This window comes from Phycisphaeraceae bacterium (genome assembly GCA_019636735.1).
GTDB lineage: Bacteria > Planctomycetota > Phycisphaerae > Phycisphaerales > SM1A02 > VGXK01.
The window spans coordinates 172681-190975 of record JAHBWY010000001.1; the positions used below are offsets into that span (position 1 = coordinate 172681).

At 65.5% G+C, this 18295-nt stretch carries 19 protein-coding genes; 9 read left to right on the top strand and 10 right to left on the bottom strand.

The genetic code is table 11. From position 1 onward, the window contains the following. Positions 1-6: 6 nt before the first annotated feature. Positions 7-414, bottom strand: a complete 408-nt coding sequence (locus KF724_00655) for a hypothetical protein (protein MBX3354190.1) — start codon at positions 412-414, stop codon at positions 7-9. A 50-nt stretch (positions 415-464) separates the two neighbouring features. Here KF724_00655 and KF724_00660 point away from each other — a divergent pair, with 50 nt between their 5' ends. Continuing rightward, positions 465-980 (top strand): hypothetical protein, encoded by a 516-nt coding sequence (locus KF724_00660; protein ID MBX3354191.1) that lies wholly within the window; start codon positions 465-467, stop codon positions 978-980. Continuing rightward, positions 977-1225, top strand: a complete 249-nt coding sequence (locus tag KF724_00665) for a hypothetical protein (protein ID MBX3354192.1) — start codon at positions 977-979, stop codon at positions 1223-1225. The genes KF724_00660 and KF724_00665 overlap by 4 nt, the downstream gene beginning before the upstream one ends. Here the strand turns inward: KF724_00665 and KF724_00670 are convergent. Both KF724_00670 and KF724_00675 read right to left on the bottom strand, forming a co-directional pair. Continuing rightward, complete coding sequence (locus KF724_00670; protein MBX3354193.1) at positions 1172-1777, bottom strand: hypothetical protein; 606 nt, start codon at positions 1775-1777, stop codon at positions 1172-1174. The genes KF724_00665 and KF724_00670 overlap by 54 nt on opposite strands. Positions 1778-1805: 28 nt before the next feature. Then, the gene (locus KF724_00675; protein ID MBX3354194.1) at positions 1806-2084 is read right to left on the bottom strand and encodes a flagellar biosynthesis anti-sigma factor FlgM; all 279 of its coding nucleotides are present in this window, start codon (positions 2082-2084) and stop codon (positions 1806-1808) included. 392 nt (positions 2085-2476) lie between these two features. Here KF724_00675 and KF724_00680 point away from each other — a divergent pair, with 392 nt between their 5' ends. The 5 genes from KF724_00680 to scpB are packed head-to-tail and all read left to right on the top strand — an operon-like array spanning position 2477 to position 6550. Then, the gene (locus KF724_00680) at positions 2477-3652 is read left to right on the top strand and encodes a hypothetical protein (GenBank protein ID MBX3354195.1); all 1176 of its coding nucleotides are present in this window, start codon (positions 2477-2479) and stop codon (positions 3650-3652) included. Further along, on the top strand, positions 3649-4743 hold the full coding sequence (locus KF724_00685) for a hypothetical protein (GenBank protein MBX3354196.1): 1095 nt from the start codon (positions 3649-3651) through the stop codon (positions 4741-4743). Before KF724_00680 ends, KF724_00685 begins: the two co-directional genes overlap by 4 nt. A gap of 10 nt (positions 4744-4753) precedes the next feature. Beyond that, positions 4754-5296: a hypothetical protein gene (locus KF724_00690; protein ID MBX3354197.1), complete on the top strand. Its 543-nt coding sequence runs from the start codon at positions 4754-4756 to the stop codon at positions 5294-5296. A 5-nt stretch (positions 5297-5301) separates the two neighbouring features. After that, positions 5302-5709, top strand: a complete 408-nt coding sequence (atpC, locus tag KF724_00695; GenBank protein MBX3354198.1) for an ATP synthase F1 subunit epsilon — start codon at positions 5302-5304, stop codon at positions 5707-5709. A 49-nt stretch (positions 5710-5758) separates the two neighbouring features. Then, positions 5759-6550 carry an SMC-Scp complex subunit ScpB gene (gene scpB, locus KF724_00700; GenBank protein ID MBX3354199.1) on the top strand — a complete coding sequence of 264 codons (792 nt, stop codon included), beginning with the start codon at positions 5759-5761 and terminating at the stop codon, positions 6548-6550. Between the two features lie 154 nt (positions 6551-6704). On the opposite strand, the gene KF724_00705 is transcribed toward scpB, so the two are convergent. The 3 genes from KF724_00705 to dusB form a co-directional block, all read right to left on the bottom strand. Then, positions 6705-7427, bottom strand: a complete 723-nt coding sequence (locus tag KF724_00705; GenBank protein ID MBX3354200.1) for a hypothetical protein — start codon at positions 7425-7427, stop codon at positions 6705-6707. A gap of 148 nt (positions 7428-7575) precedes the next feature. Beyond that, a complete protein-coding gene (locus tag KF724_00710; GenBank protein MBX3354201.1) occupies positions 7576-8118 on the bottom strand; it encodes a hypothetical protein in 543 nt (180 codons plus the stop codon). A gap of 190 nt (positions 8119-8308) precedes the next feature. Beyond that, a complete protein-coding gene (gene dusB, locus KF724_00715) occupies positions 8309-9508 on the bottom strand; it encodes a tRNA dihydrouridine synthase DusB (protein ID MBX3354202.1) in 1200 nt (399 codons plus the stop codon). Between dusB and KF724_00720 the strand changes: the two genes are divergently transcribed. Beyond that, positions 9484-10230 (top strand): PD40 domain-containing protein, encoded by a 747-nt coding sequence (locus tag KF724_00720; protein MBX3354203.1) that lies wholly within the window; start codon positions 9484-9486, stop codon positions 10228-10230. The genes dusB and KF724_00720 overlap by 25 nt on opposite strands. A 36-nt stretch (positions 10231-10266) precedes the next feature. Beyond that, on the top strand, positions 10267-11544 hold the full coding sequence (locus KF724_00725; GenBank protein ID MBX3354204.1) for a S9 family peptidase: 1278 nt from the start codon (positions 10267-10269) through the stop codon (positions 11542-11544). A 121-nt stretch (positions 11545-11665) separates the two neighbouring features. On the opposite strand, the gene KF724_00730 is transcribed toward KF724_00725, so the two are convergent. The 4 genes from KF724_00730 to eboE are packed head-to-tail and all read right to left on the bottom strand — an operon-like array spanning position 11666 to position 18286. Continuing rightward, on the bottom strand, positions 11666-14569 hold the full coding sequence (locus KF724_00730) for a hypothetical protein (protein MBX3354205.1): 2904 nt from the start codon (positions 14567-14569) through the stop codon (positions 11666-11668). A 56-nt stretch (positions 14570-14625) separates the two neighbouring features. Continuing rightward, a complete protein-coding gene (locus KF724_00735) occupies positions 14626-16023 on the bottom strand; it encodes an alkaline phosphatase family protein (GenBank protein MBX3354206.1) in 1398 nt (465 codons plus the stop codon). A gap of 29 nt (positions 16024-16052) precedes the next feature. Further along, a complete protein-coding gene (locus KF724_00740) occupies positions 16053-17006 on the bottom strand; it encodes a UbiA family prenyltransferase (GenBank protein MBX3354207.1) in 954 nt (317 codons plus the stop codon). Next, positions 17003-18286 (bottom strand): metabolite traffic protein EboE, encoded by a 1284-nt coding sequence (gene eboE, locus KF724_00745; GenBank protein ID MBX3354208.1) that lies wholly within the window; start codon positions 18284-18286, stop codon positions 17003-17005. Before eboE ends, KF724_00740 begins: the two co-directional genes overlap by 4 nt. Positions 18287-18295 lie beyond the last annotated feature (9 nt).

Below are 18295 nucleotides of genomic sequence, written 5' to 3' on the forward strand. Positions count from 1 at the left end.
CCTCGATCAGCGATCGTCGTTCGGAGCTTCCCGGTCAACGCCGCTCGGTGCCGTGGGCTTCTCTGTCCAATCGGGAACATCGCGCCCGAGTTGGAGCTCGCTGGGCATCGTCTTGCGGTAGCCGAGCTTCCGGATGATTTCGAGCACATCCGTCCACGAGGGGAAGGTCTTGTGATTGACGCGCTTGAAGGCATCGATCGCGAGCAGGAAGAGGAACTGCTCGCGGTTCATCTCCCCCTCTTCCGCGCTCTTCACGAAGTCCGTGAGGCGGCGCCCGGGCCCACGGCGGCGCTCGAGGTTGGTCGAACTGGGCGCTTCGAGTTGCCGACGGTCGAGACCCGACCGACGATCAACCACGCTCTTCCAGCGCTCCTGCTCCGATTGCGGATCCGGTTTCCCTTCGGCGTGACTCATGCGTGAAGCACACTGTAGCATCTGAATGGAAACCATCCGAAGAACGCGGCGTGCTCTGGTCCAAGACATTCATCCTGATTGCAGTCGGCGCTGGCGCGATTCTCCTTGGCCGAGGGGCGATCGCCTTCGTGCTGGGTTGGGCCTTTCCGGGTCTGGGTCACTGGTGGCTCGGTGAGCGGCGGCGCGGTCTTCTGGTGGGGGCTGGCGTGCTCGGGCTGTTTCTGGGCGGCCTCCTGATCGGCGGGATCGACGCGGTCGATCAACGGGAGGATGGACCGTGGTTTCTCGCGCAAGCCTGGAACGGTCCAATCGCCTTCGTCGCCGATTTTGCGAATGAGCGTCTGCTTCAGCAGGACCCGCCGCGCGTCGGCGAGTTGATCGCGAGTCCCGGACCGGCTCTGGCACCCGGCGGACCACCGAGCGAGGTGAAGATCAACATCTACAAGGGCGTGGGTGTCGTGAACGACATCGGCATGCTCTACATCGCCCTCGGCGGACTCATGAACCTGGTCGCCATGCTCGACGCCGCCTCTCGAGCGCGTCGCCTTGCCGAGGAGGAGGCATGAGCACCATCGCCTGGATTCCCTTCGTCTCCCCCATGCCGTCGGCTGGAGCGCTCTGGTACCTGCTTGCCGTTCCGCTCGTCTTCTGCGTTGCGATGGTCTGGAAGGCGGTCCGCCTTGGATCGATGGAGCGCTACTGGGCGGCCGTGGTCGTCATGTTCGTGCAGGTGATCGTCGGCATGATCGCCCTCGGTCTAGCGCTGCTCATCCTTGTTCGCCTCATCGTTCCGCTCCTGCCGGTGGAATAGCGCCGTCCAGAGCGCAGCCACGCTCCACCCGACAATGGCCCATGCGAGCGAGAAGATGCCCGTATTGACGAGGAACCCTCGCCAGAGGAAGACGCGCGGAGGTCCGCCGTCGGCGTCGATGAAGCGACCCGCGGCACGGCGAAGACTGTCGCGTCCATCATCCTGCTCCACCTGAAGAGGGAAGATCTGGCTGAGCGAAGTGGTCGTCCATTGACGCGCAGCAATCGGTGCAGGCCAGCCGACGGCCAGTGTCGCCACCCGCGGATTTCCGCCGGCGGGCCATGGGCCCTCCGGTGGAATCGACCATGAGGGAATGTCCATGAGCGTCGGCGCCGCATTCACGAGCGGCGGGCGAAGCCGCTCGCAGTTGATCCATATGAGCCCGAACCGGTCGAGCCTCCGCACGATCCATCCCTCGGTCCCGTTGCGAACGACGATGGAAGTGCTCATCCGCTCCGCCGGACCGGCAGAGATCAGCGCATACGCGGCGAAGGCGAAGGTCGTCGCCGCACCGAGCAGTACAGCCAGAAGCAGAACAATGATCCGGCGCATGATGAGGCGCCGACACCCCGCAGTCGGCTTACGCAGTCAGGTCATCCAGCAGGCGCTGGAGCGCGACCTTCATGCGCTCGGGAGTGTCGTAGGTTCCACGGGCGATCGAGTCACGAATGGCATCGACCTTCGCGGAGCGAACATCGGGAAGAGAACGCAGGCGCTCCAAGTGTCGCGCGTGATCGGAGATCTCCGCTCGATCGGCGGTTGGGCGCTGTTCGACCGGTGCGGGCGCGCCATAAGGACGAGGCGACGCCACCGGTGAGATGGGTCCAGTCGAGGGGCCGATGGAAGCAATGTCTGGCATCTGTAGCGAAGGCTCCTCGGCGGGCCGTCCATCCTTGAACGCCCGACGACTCTCGAAAGTGCCGCGTCCTTGGAACCCGAGTCGACACTCATCCGAAGCGCGACTCCGCAGCAGCTTCTTGTCTGAGTTGTATCGTCGGCATGTAAGATGCGGCTTGAAGGATTCGCAAATCGCCAGGATGGCGCAACCTTGGACGCCACTTGACTTTGTGTCGTTGTCACCTTCGCCTCTCGTCAGATGATGGTGCGCCGTGGAAGACGGCTGCCCGGGGTGTGGTGCGCGTGGCCGGTAATACCTTGTTTCTCAGGTCGGCACCGGGCCTCCTTCTCATCCTTCTATGTGGACTGTCGGCCTGCAACTCCACATCGAATGAGGCCAAGGCTCGCGAGGCGGTGGCGAGGCTCGCCGCACCGGCTCCCGTCGCCGAGGTCACACCGACTTCCCTGATGAATCAGGGCGATGAGATCGATGACAACATCTGGGTTCGCCGCCCGCGTAATCGCCTCCAGCCCGGTCAGAGTGAGGCGCCGGAGCCAATGGCGCGTGTGAATCGAGGCGCTGGTCCATCAACTCAGCCGACTGGCGCGGGCCCTGGCGCTGTCGCCACATCTGGTGCCGACTCGGACCTGCAAGGACTTGCGGCGCTCGAGCCAGCGTTGCCGGTATCGAGGGTCGGCGGCGCTGCTCGTCGGCAGGCGGGGGTCGACGATGACTCCGGCGTTGCCATCTCCCTTGAGGACGCTGGCGCTCGAGGCACTCCGCGCCCGGAAGCCTCTCGCAGTGGAAGCACCAGTGTGGAACAGGCTGCGACTGCTTCGGCCGCGCGCGGCGCGCGACGCTCTGACGCCGCCGACAGTTCCGCGGGGCGTGTCGCGGACGAGGGCCGTCCTGTCTGGAGCATTGCGCTCATGACCTTCGGAGGTGATGACCATCGTGCCGTCGCCGAGGCGGCATGCCGTCAGTTCCAGCAGCAGATCCCGCAGCTCCAGGGCGCGTTCGTGCGAAGCACCGCATCTGGCAGCGTGGTCATGTGGGGTCGATACGACGGTCCACGAGATCCGCGAGCTCGCCCGGCGCTCGATGAGCTGAAGCAGATCGTGATCGGCGATTCGAGGCCCTTCCAACGCGCCATGCTTGCGCGCCTCGAGCAGTCTGGAGATGAACGGATCGGTCCGTGGGATCTCCGCCAGATCCGACTCCAGAACCCCAATGTGCGGGTGATCTACACGCTCCAGGTCGCTGCATGGAGCGATCTTGGGAGTGGCACGATGACCTTCCCTCAGATTCGTCGTGCGGCCGAGTCCTACTGCCAGCAGTTACGGGCGCAGGGTGTGGACGCGTGGTACTACCACGATGCCGATCAGCTCACGAGTATCGTGACGGTGGGCGCGTTCAACTCGCGGGCGTATGACGCGCAAAGCACGCTCTACTCCGATGAAGTCGAGGCCTACCGCAAGCGCTTCCCAACCTCGCTGCTCAATGGCGAGGAGCTCATGATCAAGGGCGATCCTCGTCGACCCGATCTTGCCGTGCCGCAGCCGAGCCGACTGGTTGAGGTTCCGCGTTGAACGCCGCGCTTCTGGGGCAGGATCACGCGGTTCGCGCGATGGTCCGCGCGCTGAGGCGCGGCCGCCTGCACCATGCGTGGATCCTCCATGGTCCGCTGGGTGTCGGCAAGTTCACCGCGTCGATGCGACTGGCACGGCTCCTGCTCGACCCCGCGACGACCGGCGATCACATCGAGCGCTTCGAGCCGCCGCGGGACACCGAGGTCGCACGGCTGATCGACGCGGGGACCCATCCCGATCTCCATGTCATCCGCAAGGAGTTGGCTGCGGAGAGCGAGATGCGAGAACTGCGCGAGCGCAAGCAGACGAATCTGCCGCTCGACCTTCTCCGCGAGCGCATGCTCGGCGGGGGGGCTGCTTCCGCGAACACGCCGCCCGTCTTTCGCACGCCGCTGCTCGGCCACGGCAAAGTCTTCATCATCGACGAGGCGGAGTTGCTCGAGGTCGAGGCGCAGAACGCCATGCTCAAGACGCTCGAAGAGCCGCCGGAGCGGACATGGATCATCCTCTGCACTCAGCAGGAGGATCGCCTGCTCCCGACGATTCGGAGCCGTTGCCAGCGCATCGCGTTCGGCACGCTGCCTCCCGATGCGATGGCGCGCTGGTGGTCTCAGAGCAACCTTGCGCCGTCGGCCTCGGAGCGCGCGTGGGTCGACGGCTTCGCGTGCGGATCGCCGGGCATGGCGAAGCTGGCAGTTGACGCGGGCCTACCGGCTGCATGGGAGTCGCTGCGACCCGGAGTCGAAGCGCTGGCCAAGGGTGGCTACAGCGCCACGCTCGCCGAAGCGATGGCGGAGTTCGTCGACGACCATGCCAAGTCGATCGTGAAGGCGAATGAGCAGGCGAGCAAGGAGGCTGCCAACCGTGCCGGGGCGAGAGCCCTCCTCGCCATGCTCGGCGCCTTCGCGCAGTCGCGCCTGCGAGAGGCGGTGAAGGACCAGAACCCAGATCGGGCGGAGCGCTGGCTTGAGGCGATCGATCGACTCCATGGCGTCGATGCGGAGCTTCGGGCGAACCTCAACATGAAGCATGTGCTCGCGCATCTCGTCTCGGAGTGGTCGCGCCGACTTCATCCCGCGGGAGCGCGGTGAAGGGCGTGCCATGAATCGACCTTCATCCGGCAACGCGACTCCCGGCGATCTGGAAGTCGAGCGGACCTTCCTCCTGCGCGCCATGCCGACAATGCCGCCAGGTTCGGTCGAAGTCCTTCGCATCGAGCAGGGTTACCTTCCCGCGGGTGGCGAGTTTGAAGGCCGCTTTCGACGCACGGTCGATGAGAGCGGGCGAGAGGCCTTCGTTCACACCGTGAAGCGCGGGCTCGGCCTGGTGCGCGAGGAAGTCGAGCGCGAGATCGATGCGGCGACCTTTTTCCGCGAGTGGCCCCGCACGGTGGGGCGTCGACTGCGCAAGACGCGTCATCGAGTGCGCGGCGCCAACGGCCTGACCTGGGAGATCGATGAGTTCCATGGGTTGCCGCCTGTCGAAGGGCGGGCCCTGGTCATGGCCGAGGTCGAGATTCCCCACGGCGTCGATCCAGCCGCGGTCACCCCGCCGGAGTGGCTTCGGGATCTGATCGTCCGGGAGGTCACCGACGAGCCTCGATTCCGCAACTTTGCGCTGGCGGCTGCGTCCGCTACGATCTAGCCCCTATGGCCGACCGACTTCGATGCATGGTGGTCACGCCGACCGAGTCGCTCTTCGATGAGGCGGCGGACTATGTGAACCTTCCCGCTTGGGATGGCCAGTTGGGTGTCATGTCCGGCACCACACCGTTCCTGACGCGCCTCGGGGTTGGAGTTCTGACGGTGACCAACGGCTCCAATCGAAGGCAGTTCGCCATCGGTGGCGGCTTCGCACAGATGCAGGGGGGCACGGTGACGCTGCTGGCCGATGGAGCGACCGCTGCCGAGGCCATCGACCGACCGAAGGTCGAGGCGGAGCTTGCGGCGATCGATTCACAGCTCACCGACGGGTCTGTGCGCACCTCGCGTCAGCGGGAGCAACTTGACCGAGCCCGCAATCTTGCATTCACGAAGTTGACGCTCGCGCGTCGATAGCGAACACACGGTGACGAGGCGATCAGGACGATCGAAGTCAGCGTCCGACATGGAAGTCGGAGAGGCCGCGGAACCCGCGGTCGCGGTCGCTGCGCCTGGTGATGTCATCGCGGAGGACGAGACCATCACCGGTGACGCGGATATGCCTCCGAACGCTCAGGATGCAGTGAGTGGCGGCCACCCCGACCAGCCGGATGAGGCCGCGTCACCTCCTCGAACGCGTGGGCGAAAGGCGAGCGGAAGCGCCGAGCGATCAACCCCCGAGTTGTCCACGCCTGAAGAGCCCTGTGCTGAGCTGCCCCTCACGCAGCGCGTTGAGGCGATCCTCCTCTGCTCCGATCGCCCACTGCCCGATGCGAAGATTGCGTCGATTCTGGGCCTGGCCGCCTCGGTCCAGGGCGCAGGGCGTTCGAGTGATGCCGCCAGAATGGTGCACGCGGCCATCGAGGAACTCAATGCCAGCTACGAGTCGACTGGCCGGTGTTTCCGCATCGAGGCGGTGGCTGGCGGACGACAGATCCTCACGCGGCCGGCGCTCGGCCCATTGATGGTGCGGATCCGCTCCGCCCGTGCCGATGGGCGCCTCTCGCCAGCAGCACTCGAGACCCTCGCGATCATTGCCTATCGGCAGCCCATTCTCCGGGCAGATATTGAGAGCGTTCGGGGTGTCGCCTGCGGCGAGGTGCTCCGAACCCTTATGGAGCGGCGCATGGTGCGAATCGTGGGTCGAGCCGAGGAGCTCGGCCGTCCCATGCTCTACGGCACCACCCGCGAGTTCCTGCGGGTCTTCGGCTTGGCCCGAATCGACGAGCTTCCGAAGCCGGGCGAACTCGCTGGTTGACCACGGGCTGTTCGAGCGCTGACTCCATCGATGCGTCTGGCACCGGGATGGGAGAGGCCGTTCGAACGGGCACGCGCCGCCACTTGGTTCAAAAAACAAAGCGGGCCGACTCGTGTGAGCCGGCCCGCTTCAGAGTGCTATCGGATGGGGGGACTTAGTTCCGGCGGCGACGGCCAGCGAAGCCAGCAAGACCCAGGAGGGCCAGTCCGGCGGGAGCCGGAACGACCTCAGCCACGAAGACGCTGGTGAAGCTCGCCTGATCGCCCGCACCAAGGGTGAACCGGAAGCGGATCTGCATGGCATTGCCCAGAGCCGGGCCAACCATGTCGGGGATCGGATCGCCGAAGAAGTCAGCGCCGATGTTCACGCTGTCGAACGGATTCGCGGTCACCGGGCCAGCCAGGTTCAGCAGTGATGCCTGGAAGACGCCATCGATGTAGGAGGTCCAGATCGGTGCTCCGCCGGTGCTCGAGAAGAAGCCACCGTCGAAGTCAGCCGTCAGGCCGCCCGACACCGAGCCACCGATCAGGGTGAATGGACCCTGGGGCGAAGTGTCGAGGGTGATCAGCACATCGAAGTCAGCGAGACCGGCGCTCGTGTTGACAAAGGTGAAGTTTCCGCTGACGAACGCTGGCGAGGTCTCCAGATTGTTCGTGGCGTTGAAATTCCACGAAGTCAGGTGGCTGACCCCTGCGCCGCTGCCCACGAAGTTGTAGACGCCGGTGAAGGCGGTCGCGGTGCCCGCGGGCAGGTAGTTCGTGTTGTTCCCGTTGACATTGACATCGACATTGACAACCGGGGGGGTGCCCGCAGCCGCGAAGGCGGAGACGGACGCCGCAGTCAGAGCAGCGAGAGATGCGATTCGAACGGAACCCATATTTCCTCCGATGACCTTTCTTTGAGTCGGACCTCTGCCCGCGCTCATCATCTTTCTCATTCCATCCATGACTCTCTCGGCGACACACGCCGGGGAGCACTTCCCAATCCTGCCTCAGCCGAGCGGCTGGGCAAGAGAACCTTTTGAATCAATCTCGTCGTCGACGACGCAGAGCGACCAGACCGCCCATCACGGCGAAACCAGCCGGCGACGGGATCACCGTGAAGATGCTGGTGAAGCTCGCCGAGTCACCAGGCGTCAGGGTGAACTCGAGTCGGATCGAGATGAAGTTGTTCACCTGGATCGACGGCACATTGAAGAACGCCTCAGGAGTCGAGTTTCCGGAGAGGAACTGACCCGCCGAGAACGCTGCCGGTGCACCGGTGAGGAGCGACTGCACCGGGTTCACCAGATCGATGATCGCGGTGTAGATGCTGCCTCCGAAAACCGGGGCGACGGTCGCGCTGTTACCGTTGAGGTCCGTCACGGTGCCCGTCACTGATCCGGAGATCAGCGTGGGACCGGCAACGGAAGCCACCGCGGTCTCGGTGATCGAATAGGTCTGCACCGAGTTCGAGGTGTTCGTCACCACCGTGTTGAAAATGATGGTGGCCGCATCGGCGGACGCGGTCAGAGCAACTGCCGCGCCAACGACTGCCAACCCAGCTCGCCCAAACAGATTTGAAGCCATCGTCCTTCCTCCGAGAGCGGTTGCCACCGCGAATGCGGTGTTCCTTCTCTTTGCACTGCATGATGTCCACGGAAGGAGCACTCACCCCTCCCATCCAGCGACCAAGACTAGCAGAGATGGACGCCGATGCAAATGATTCGATCGGTATTCCCCCGAAGAAAGTGAAATCTGAACCCCTGCCGACGCTCAGTTACTGGTCCATTCCACCACGACCCGCATTGGCGCTGTCAGCGGGCCCGCGGACGGGGCATCGTCTGTTCAGGATATAGGACTTAACGGAGCCCCGCATGGTCTCAAGATCATGGGCGGTCCTGACCGCTTCCTTGAGCGGCTTGATGTGACCCATGGTCTTGCCATACCAGGAAATCCTCTTCCGCATGGTCTCAACGGCTGTCCTAGAGTCCTGATAACTCTCAAGAAGCTCGATGTGTCGAAGGATTACCTCGCACTTAGCTTCCAGGCTCGGCTCGGCGGGAAGTGTCCCGTGACGAATGAGCGACCAGCTCCGGTGGAAGATCCAAGGCGTTCTCAAGGCGCCACGGCCGATCATGACCCCCGAGCAGCCGAACTTCATCAGTGCCTCGGCGGCTTGGGCAGGCTCGGTGATGTCTCCGTTGCCGATGACCGGGATTCGGTCGACGGCGGCGGCAACCTCGGCGATCCGATCCCAGTCTGCTCTGCCGCTGAAGAGCTGGACGGTGTAGCGCCCGTGCACGGTAATCGCGGCGATGCCTACGCCTTCGAGGGCCCGTGCCAGCGCAGGGGCCACAAAGTGCTCTGGATCCCACCCGAGTCTGACCTTGGCCGTCACAGGAACCTGGCCGCGAGAGTGCCGCTCGACCGCCAGCACGATCCGTTCGGCCAGGCGCACGGTTGACCCAGGGTCGCAGAGCAGAAGAGAGCCGCCGTTCTTCTTCGCCACCTTGTCGACGGGGCACCCCATGTTGATGTCGATCAGCTTCGCGCCATGATCGACAGCCCAGCATGCGGCCTCTGCAAGCGGGTCCTCCCAGTTGCCGTAAAGCTGCATTCCGCAGGGGTCATCGAACTCGTTCGTGGCGGCCAGGGCTACGCTCTTGGGTGTCCCCCGGAGAATCGCCCGGGAGTTGAGAAGGTCGGTGCTGGCCAATCCGACGCCCCCCAGCTCACGGCAGAGCACCCTGAAGGCGAGGTCACAGTGGCCCGCGATGGGAGCGAGGAGCAGGGGCGTCTCGAGTTGGAGCGGGCCGATTCTGAGCACGGCGTCTGCATTGTGGCGGCCGAGATACCCAAGGTCGAGTGTCCGGGCGAGGATCGCCTCGTCCTGAAGGCCGCTGGGCCTGTAAAAATGCTCTTCCGCAACCTGCACAGAAAGTGACTTGACCCATGAACCAAGTTCAGTCGAACCCACTCTCCCGCACACTGTTCGTCGCGGCTGCGCTCGCCGCGACCTCGGCCTCGACCGCGACTTCTCTTGCCGCGTCGGACAAGCCCTTGATCCCGCGCGCCGTCATCTTCGGGAACCCGGAGCGCGCTTCGCCGAGCCTCTCCCCGGATGGCACCCAGGTCGCGTTCCTCGCTCCATACGAGGGTGTGCTGAATGTCTGGGTGACGCCGCTCGATGTGAGCACTGTCGGACCGGATGGTCTCCTTGCCGCCGCACAGCCGCGGCCCGTGACCAAGTCGACGGATCGTCCCATCGGCCGATTCAGTTGGGCCCAGAACGGCGAGCAGATCCTCTACCTGAAGGATCGTGGCGGCAATGAGAACTACCAGGTCTTCGCCGTCGACCTCGCCACCGGCGAGGAGCGCAACCTCACACCAGGAGAGAACACCCTCGCTCAGATCCTCGACACGGACAAGAAGTTCCCCGACGAGATCCTTGTCATGAGCAATGCGCGTGACCCGAGGATGCTCGATGCCCATCGGGTGAATACGCGCACCGGCGAGTCGACGATGATCTTCGAGAACACTGCCGGATGGATCGGCGTAGTTCCCGACCCAGAGTGGAACATCCGCGCCCGTGTGAAGATGGAGCCCGATGGCTCCACCACGACGGAGCTCCGCGATTCGGCGGACGGACCTTGGTACACCTTCCTGAAGGTGCCTTTCGAAGACGCGCAGACGACCTAGTTCGTCGGCTTCACGAAGGATGGCCGCGGCGCCTACATGATCGATTCGCGCAATCGGAACACTGCGGCACTTTTCCGGGTGACCCCGTCGCCCGATGACGGGAAGCAGGAACTCATCTACGCCAACGACAAGGCTGATGTCAGCGGTGCCATGGTGAACCCCGACTCGCGCGATGTTGAAGCCGTGGAGAGCGAGTACCTCCGAAGCGAGTGGACCATTCTCTCGGACGCCATTCGCAGGGACTTCGAGGCGCTGGCGAAGCTCGATCGCGGCGACTTCGAGGTCACAAGCCGCAGCCGCGATGACAGCAAGTGGGTGGTCATCTACCGCAGCGATCTCTCGCCCGCGCGGTGGTGGCTGTGGGATCGCAAGGCTGGCAAGGGCGTCTACCTCGGCGCCGCGCGGCCGGCGCTGGCGAGCAAGCCCCTGCAGCCGATGCTGACGGTCGAGATCCCTGCACGCGACGGGCTGACGCTGCCGTCGTATCTCACGCTGCCGAGCCCCGATGCGAAGAACGCACCGATGGTGCTGATGGTGCACGGTGGTCCATGGGCGCGGGACAGTTGGGGCTACAACCCCTATCACCAGTGGCTCGCCAATCGCGGCTACGCCGTCCTCGGCGTCAACTTCCGAGGGTCAACCGGCTTCGGCAAGGACTTCCTGAACGCGGGCAACCGAGAGTGGTTCGCCAAGATGCAGGATGACCTCAACGACGCAGTCGAGTGGGCGATCAAGAAGGGCTACGCCGATCCGAATAGGGTGGCCATCATGGGTGGCAGCTATGGCGGCTACGCGACTTTGGCGGGCTTGACTCGTGATCCGGAGCTCTTCGCCTGCGGTGTTGACATCGTGGGTCCGAGCCACATCAGGACGCTGCTTCAGAGCATTCCACCGTACTGGGAGCCGCTCATCGCGATGTTCGAGACTCGCGTCGGAGCACTCTCGGAGCCGGATTTCCTCGACACGATTTCACCGCTCACGCATGTCGAGCGCATTCAGCGCCCGCTGCTGATCGGTCAGGGCGCCAATGACCCTCGCGTGAAGGTGCACGAGAGCGACCAGATCGTTGAGGCGATGAAGCGCCACCAGCTTCCTGTGACCTATGTTGTCTTCCCCGATGAAGGTCACGGATTCGCTCGCCCCGACAACAACATGGCCTTCAATGCGATCACCGAGGCGTTCCTCGCCAAGCACATCGGCGGCCGCGCGGAGCCTGTCGGCGACGATGTGAAGAAGAGCACCGCGCAGGTGCGTGAACTCGGCGGCCTGAATCTGCCCAATGTGCCCGTGTGGACGCCTTCGGCCTCACCGTGAGTTGGTCGAGAGTCGTCGCGGAGCGATGATCCATGTCGGATCATCGATCCGACAGATGTGCTGAACGATGAAGGCGGTGCCAGGTCGAGGCCTGGCGCCGCCTTTCTTTGTTGGTTGAGGATCAGCGGTCGATGCGAGAGCGGGGTAGAGGCTCGGGAACTGGGTCTGGATCAGGCGCGGGATCGGGCGCGGGGTCAGGTGACGGGTCCGGAGCGGGATCTGGCGCTGGGTCCGGCGCGGGATCTGGCGCGGGGTCCGGCGCGGGATCTGGCGCTGGGTCCGGAGCGGGATCTGGCGCGGGCGGTGGCGCTGGATCCGGCATTGGTTCAGGCTCAGGTTGTGGGCCAGGCTCAGGCGCCGGGTCGCTCGGTGGTGTGGGCTCAGGAGGCGCTGGTGCCGCAGCTGGCTCTGGCACCGGTGCCGGCTCAGGCGCGCTCGCGGGCTCCGGTTCAGGCGCCACCGGCGGCGGGGCTTGTGCTGGCATCACGCCGAAGGTCCCTCGTTCCGTCGACCAGTCATTGCCGAAGTAGCCCGCCAAGCGAATGCCATCGAGACCTCGCTCGAGCATCTCGGCGCTGATCACCACGACATCGGGATAGCCCACTCCGCTCAGGAAGTAGGGCATGCGTTCGGCCAACCGGGTACCGACGAGGCCTGTGCCACTCACCGCGCCGACGCTGGCGATATTGCTCCCGGGCCGCGGTCGAATGAAGAGAGTGCACAGGTCATCGCCGAGAAGCGTGTGCGACCCGACCCGCACGCCGGCGCGCCCCACCTGCACGGGGCTCTCTCGCAGCAGCGCCTCCCACGCTCCATTGGTGTCAGCGTTCCCATAGAGCACCACATTGCGATCGGGATCGGCGGAGGGGTCGAACTGATGATCGGGAATCACCTCGATCGAGCCGTTGCCGCGATACCAGAAGATCTCCGCGTCAAAGCGAGCCTTCGCGAGAAGGGCGGCGTTCTCCTCCGGACTTCCGCGGGTGCCATAGACGAAGAGCACGCGACCCGTGAAGGCGCTCTTGAATGGTCCGCCGCGCCGATGGTTCTTCAGTTGGGGGCCGGGCGGGTCGATGCGGGCCCATGCGACATCACCCTTTCGCTCAAGCCAGAGCACGCCGTCACTCGGCCACGGCAGGTCGGCGAGCACCGCGCCATCGAGTTCAACTCGCAGCGGCGCCTCACCGTCAAAGCCCGCGGCGCTCAGATCGATCGCGAGTCGTTCAACATTCGAGGTGGAGCCATCGACGCGCCGATCGCCAAGGTTGCGCCTCAGATCGATGCGAGATCGAACAAACGGCTCCTGCTGCGCATCGATCAGCGCCCAATCGCAACGACCATTGACTGTGGGCGACGCGCAGACGAAGGTCACGCTCCCGCGCTTGGCGGTCGGGAGGAGCGAGCGGGCTCGCAGGAAGTCCATCAACGGAGGCCAGTCCATGCACTCCTGGCCCCACCAGTGACCGGCTCCGGGTTGCTCCCGATAGGCGAAATCAGTGTGAAACTGGCCGAGCTCGCCGCGCATGGTTCGCGCGTTTGAGACGGAGACATTGTCGTCGGCTTCACCATGCAGGATGTAGATGCCCAGTCGCGCAAGGTTCTCGCGCATCTCGAGCGTGCGACTCGGGAGCGCCGCGCGATGGAGGATGGCGCCAACCGGATGAGAGGGATCGAGATCGGCACCGCCCGGAGGAAAGGCGATCCAGCCGGCGCTCGGCGCCGCGGCGGCGAAGAGGTGGGTGTCGTGCACGGTCAGATGCCAAGTTCCGTGGCCGCCCATCGAATGGCCGGTGACCCATCGACGCAGCGGATCGGGAGTCAGTCGCGCCTCAGCGTCGGCGAGCGCTTCGAGGGCATCGAGTCGCCCCCAATCCTCCCAGTCGAAGCCGAAGGGCCGACGATTGGTCGGCGCGACGAGATGCGCCCACGACTTGCGCGAGTATGCCGCCGCTTGATCGCTGGCTTCAACGCTCGCGCCGTGCAGCGAGAGGATGAGGCCCGGCCTCTCATCGCCCTCGGGCGCCGCGGGCTGAATGGCGTAGTACTGCACACTTCCGTCGATGCCGCTCACGAAGGTCTCGCGGCGCATGGCGCTCCCATCGACCGCTCGGAGCGACACATCCAGTCGGCTCACTTTCTCCTGAGGAGCCTCCGCGCCTTCAGGGCGAGCTCGCAGTTCGAGATCGACCGTGAGGACGCCCATCTCGCGCGGCGCTGCGCCGATCAGCCGAACGGGCACCTTGAGCACTCCGAGGGGCGGAATCTCCGGCACGGCGGAGACAGTGACTTCGCCGCCGGCGAGGCGCGCGTGGATGGTGGCGCCGCGAAGCGGCTCGGTCCGCGGATTGATGACCAGCACACCGAGATGCGTGTCGACCGCGCGCCCCACCAAGAGGTCTGGCGCCGTCAGGTCGCGTCGCTCGAGAGTTGGTGTCGGCGGCTCCGGCAAAGGGCTGAGTGTTGCTCTCAGCACGCCGCGCGACGCCGAGAAGAGAAGTGTGTTCGTCCCCTCTCGCAGCTCGATGGGCAGCACGGTGATGCCATGCTGATAGAGGTCGCCCATGCGCGGCTCACCGTTCACATAGACCATGCCGTGGGCCGTGGCGTCGAGGAGCATGACCCGCGGCGCATCGCTCTCGATGCGCACGAATGCGTAGCCGCCTCGAAGCCCCTCGTTGCGAAGGAAGCCATCGTCTCCGGCCGTGACCCGGTTCCACTGCAAGGTGCGTCCATCGGGGAACTGGAGCGTGGATCCCTCGTCAGGAGCCGCGAAGGTCCCCTTGAGAAGTTGCGCTTCAATCGCGTCGATGCGAACGGGCGTGCGTCGACCCCGAGTGACGCCGCCAACGACGAGCGCCTCGGTGATTGCCACGGGCTCGACGCGCGACGAGACCGGCGCCATCTGCTCCGACACCGGCTCGGAGCGGACGAACGCCACGGCTGAGGCGCGAAGCAGCAGGAGCAGGAAGGCCGCGGCGCACGCGTCGCGCGAGGTCGGCCATTGGGGACGGCGGGGTCCGCGCATGGGCGAGATGTTCTCCGATCGGAGATCGACCGTCGAGTGGGGCAATCGAGCGGTCACTATGCGAAGAGGTGCTCGAGGATGACCGACTTGACCTCCCGGCATCCGATCCGCGCTTCCTGCGGCCCGAAGCGATTGTCAGCGATCAAGAGGGGCTCGAAGCCCGGGGCGACTCGATCGCGTCCATGGCTTCCGCGAACGAGCGACGGGTCGAGCGGGATCACTTCGAGCAGTGAGCGCAGGCCGAGGCGCCGCTTGGCGAGCGTCCACGCGACGCGCAACCCCGGCAGCGTGAGCTTCGGATCGATGAAGAGCTCGCACGGGTCGTAGCCGGGCTTGCGATGAATGTCCACGGTGCGCGCGTAGTCCGGCGCCTTCGCCGGGTCCTCCCACCAGCCGTAGGCAAACCATGCGCCGGGCGCGGCAATGCAGAGAAAGTCGCCCGAACGCGGGTGGTCGAGGAGTCGCTCGCGCTGGGCCTCGCGGTCGAGCACTTCGTCGACACCATCGGTGCGTCGAAGGAGTTCGGCGACGCGCTGGTGCAACGCGGCGTCTCCCGGATCGCGAAGATAGACATGCGCCACCTGGTGATCGACAACCGCGAAGGCGTCGCTGGCGCCGGCATCGAGGTGCTCGCGACCAAGCTCCTCGCGCAGTTGCAGCGTGCCGGCATGGCGCAAGATTCGATTGAGTTCGATCGCCTTCGAAACGGGCTCGATGCCGTACTCACTCACGATCATGACGCGAGTGGCCGTCTGCGCGAAGTGATCGAGCAGAATGCCGACCTGCCGGTCGATTTCGCGCAGCTCGCGCGCGGCGGCAAGGCTTCCCGGTCCGTCGCGCTGGAGCACATAGTCGAGGTGCGGCAGATAGACGAGCGTCAGGCCGGGTCGATGGTGGGTGGTGACCTGGACCGTCGCACCGACAATCCACTCCGTCGACCGGATGTCCGCGCGGGGCCCCCAGAAGTGAAAGAGCGGGAAGCGCCCGAAGCGCCGCTGAAGCGACTCGCGCAGCTCCGGCGGGTGAGTCCAGATGTCGGGAACTTTCCGGCCGTCGGCGGGGTACATCGGGCGTGGAGTGACCGCGAACTCCGCACTTGAGTACATGTCGAACCACCAGAAGAGATTGGCCGTGGTCACCGAAGCGTCGCGCGCGCGCGCCGCATCCCAGACGCGCTCCCCGTGCACCAGTCGATTTGACTGCTTCCAGAAGCGCACCTCGGCGCTCTCGCGGTCATACCAACCATTCGCGACGATCCCATGACCGCCCGGCCCTCCCGGAGGGAGTCCGGTCAACATGCTGCTCTGCACCGTGCAGGTGACGGCGGGCACATCGGGAACGAGCGTGCGCACGCCACCCATCTGTCGTGCGAACTGGCGGAGCCGAGGGGTCTGATCGCCGAGGAGATTCGGCGAGAGCCCGGCAACCAGGAGAACGGCGGTGGAGCGCGCCATGGGGGCCGTGAGGATACGACGCGCGCGCCTCAGGAGCCGGCGATTCGAGCGTGGCCCACCGTGGTCAGAAAGAAGAGGCCGATGGCGGCAACGGCGAGGCCCGGTTCGCCAAGGAGCAGGAGCCCCATCGCATCCATCAGCGCGATCGCGCCGATCCACGCCATGACCGCCCGCGGCATTCGAACGCCGCCCGGTTTCAAGCGACCCGGCAGAAGCGGCGCCACCATCCGACGCGGCAGCGGTGTGGCAAAGAGCTGCGCCCGGATCAGCCACGCGATGAGCGCGCCGGTGATGAACCCAAGTCCGAGGAGCCGACCTTCAGTGAGGCGCGGCAGGAGACCGCTGGCGATCGAGGCGAGGGGCGCGAGTGCCGCGATCGGCAGCAGCACGCCGAGCCAACGCCTGGCGCCGGGTGCGCCGACTTCGCGCCGCGCGATCAGCGTCACGAGCGCGATGAAGACTCCCAGCGGAATGATGAAACAACCGAGCAGAGGCCACGGCGGTTGATCGGCCGGTGTCAGGGCGAGCGCAGGGATGGTCACCGCAAGCATGCGGCAGAGGGCGAGCAGCGGAATGGCGAGGAAGGCCCACGCATGAAGCCGGTTGTAGGCAACCACAGCAGAGCCAAGCAGCAGCACCCACACCAACATGCGCGGCGCCACAGCACAGGGGAGGATCATGCCGAGGCCCATCAGGATGATCGCCACATTGAGCGCCGCGGTGCTCGAGATGCGGCCCGACGGCAGTGGTCGCCCCGGCCTCTCCACTCGATCGATGGCGAGATCGAACCAGTCGTTCATGATCATCCCCGCCGTGTAAGTCGAGACGAGGGCCGCCACGAGGATCGCGATGTCTCTGCCTGCGACGGGCGCTGCATCGATCGACGCGCACCATGCCATCGCGACGGCAGCTCCAAGCAGTGCGTTGGTGACGACCGTCGGCGCGTTCGTCAACCGGGCGAGTTCAAGCCATGCTTGAATCACCGTGCGCGCCTCCCGGCCGTCGGGTCGAGTGGCGCGGAAGTTGGACCCGCAGGCGCGGCGAGTGGCCGACATCGGCGCATCGCGTCCGTGGCCCAGAGGATCTCCGCGGCAATGCCCTCATCGAGCGGGGTGCGCCGGATCGACTCGGGGAGAACCGACCATGTGTAGGTCTCCACTTCGAGCGGGGGCAGGGCGACATCCGCCGGCCATGCGCGAAAGAAGGCTTCGACTTCCGATCGCGTCGTGCCGATGCCATCGACCTGATCGACGGCGAGCGGCACATGCAGGTGACATCGGATTGCACGCGAATCGGTGCCGTGTTGCGCGACGGACCCCTCGGCACGCAACGCCTCGACTGCCGGCGGCAGATCCTCGAAGAAGTGAAGTCGCTGCGACTCATCGCGCCACGCGGTCTGGTGCAGGTAGCGCGGCTCCACAATGCGCGTGAGCGCCTCGATCTCACTGGCTGAGCGCGCCTCAAGTGCACTTGAGAGCTGGACTCTTCCGACGGCAATCCGCGATGCACCGAGCGTGGTGATGACCTCGTCCTGCGTCTCGAACATCACTGCGGCGTGGCAGGTGTCGTGACAGACGCCGAGGTAGCGGCGCGGGTCGGGGTCGTTGGGGCGCATCCTCAGCAACTGGAAGAAGTCTGCGACCTGCGCTGCTCGATCAAGCCAGCATCCCGGCTCAGGCTCGAGGTCGACATGGACTCTGATGCCGTGTCGCTCCTCGACGGTCGCGAGGAACCGAACGAGCTGTTCGAGGTGAGTCGCGGCCATGCCGAGCGCCGCGCCATGCTTCGACTTCTCGATGTCGGCGCGCCATCCGATCGGAAGCGTGCTGATGCTGGCGTGATCAACGACACTGCGCCCGGCGCTCCGGTCGAGGGCGTGCAGTGTGGCCAGAATCTCTGCAAGGTCCTGCGTGTAGAGCAGGCGCGCGCCGTCGGCCCACGAGGGGTGATAGACCGCGTGCTTCACGCGCTCCGCGTGAAAGTGCCCGTAAGGGAAGCCGTTGAGCGAACGCACGCGGAGCCCATGCTCGGCGAATTGATCAGCCAGGCGCGGGAGCGCGTCAGGCGAGTCGAGAAGCGACCGCGCCGCAAGCGCGGAGAGCCAGAGGCCGAGTTCGAGCGGAGAGGTTCGAGCAAGGGCGCCGGCGGCAACGAGGCGCTGCCTCACGCGCGGTGCCGTGCGCAGGACCTCGGCGATCGCCTCGTCGAGCGTCCGGCCCGGATGCACATTGGTCGAATATCCGATGGCGACCGTGTCGGTCACGAGATGCGC

Bases quoted from the DNA above. Each gene is read 5' to 3' on its own strand.
- KF724_00670 (MBX3354193.1), bottom strand. From the start codon at position 1,777: ATGCGCCGGATCATTGTTCTGCTTCTGGCTGTACTGCTCGGTGCGGCG.
- scpB (MBX3354199.1), top strand. From the start codon at position 5,759: ATGGAAGTCGGAGAGGCCGCGGAACCCGCGGTCGCGGTCGCTGCGCCT.
- KF724_00690 (MBX3354197.1), top strand. From the start codon at position 4,754: ATGAATCGACCTTCATCCGGCAACGCGACTCCCGGCGATCTGGAAGTC.
- KF724_00655 (MBX3354190.1), bottom strand. From the start codon at position 414: ATGAGTCACGCCGAAGGGAAACCGGATCCGCAATCGGAGCAGGAGCGC.
- KF724_00735 (MBX3354206.1), bottom strand. From the start codon at position 16,023: ATGGCGCGCTCCACCGCCGTTCTCCTGGTTGCCGGGCTCTCGCCGAAT.
- KF724_00710 (MBX3354201.1), bottom strand. From the start codon at position 8,118: ATGGCTTCAAATCTGTTTGGGCGAGCTGGGTTGGCAGTCGTTGGCGCG.
- KF724_00730 (MBX3354205.1), bottom strand. From the start codon at position 14,569: ATGCGCGGACCCCGCCGTCCCCAATGGCCGACCTCGCGCGACGCGTGC.
- atpC (MBX3354198.1), top strand. From the start codon at position 5,302: ATGGCCGACCGACTTCGATGCATGGTGGTCACGCCGACCGAGTCGCTC.
- KF724_00675 (MBX3354194.1), bottom strand. From the start codon at position 2,084: ATGCCAGACATTGCTTCCATCGGCCCCTCGACTGGACCCATCTCACCG.
- KF724_00720 (MBX3354203.1), top strand. From the start codon at position 9,484: ATGAACCAAGTTCAGTCGAACCCACTCTCCCGCACACTGTTCGTCGCG.
- KF724_00705 (MBX3354200.1), bottom strand. From the start codon at position 7,427: ATGGGTTCCGTTCGAATCGCATCTCTCGCTGCTCTGACTGCGGCGTCC.
- KF724_00725 (MBX3354204.1), top strand. From the start codon at position 10,267: ATGATCGATTCGCGCAATCGGAACACTGCGGCACTTTTCCGGGTGACC.
- KF724_00665 (MBX3354192.1), top strand. From the start codon at position 977: ATGAGCACCATCGCCTGGATTCCCTTCGTCTCCCCCATGCCGTCGGCT.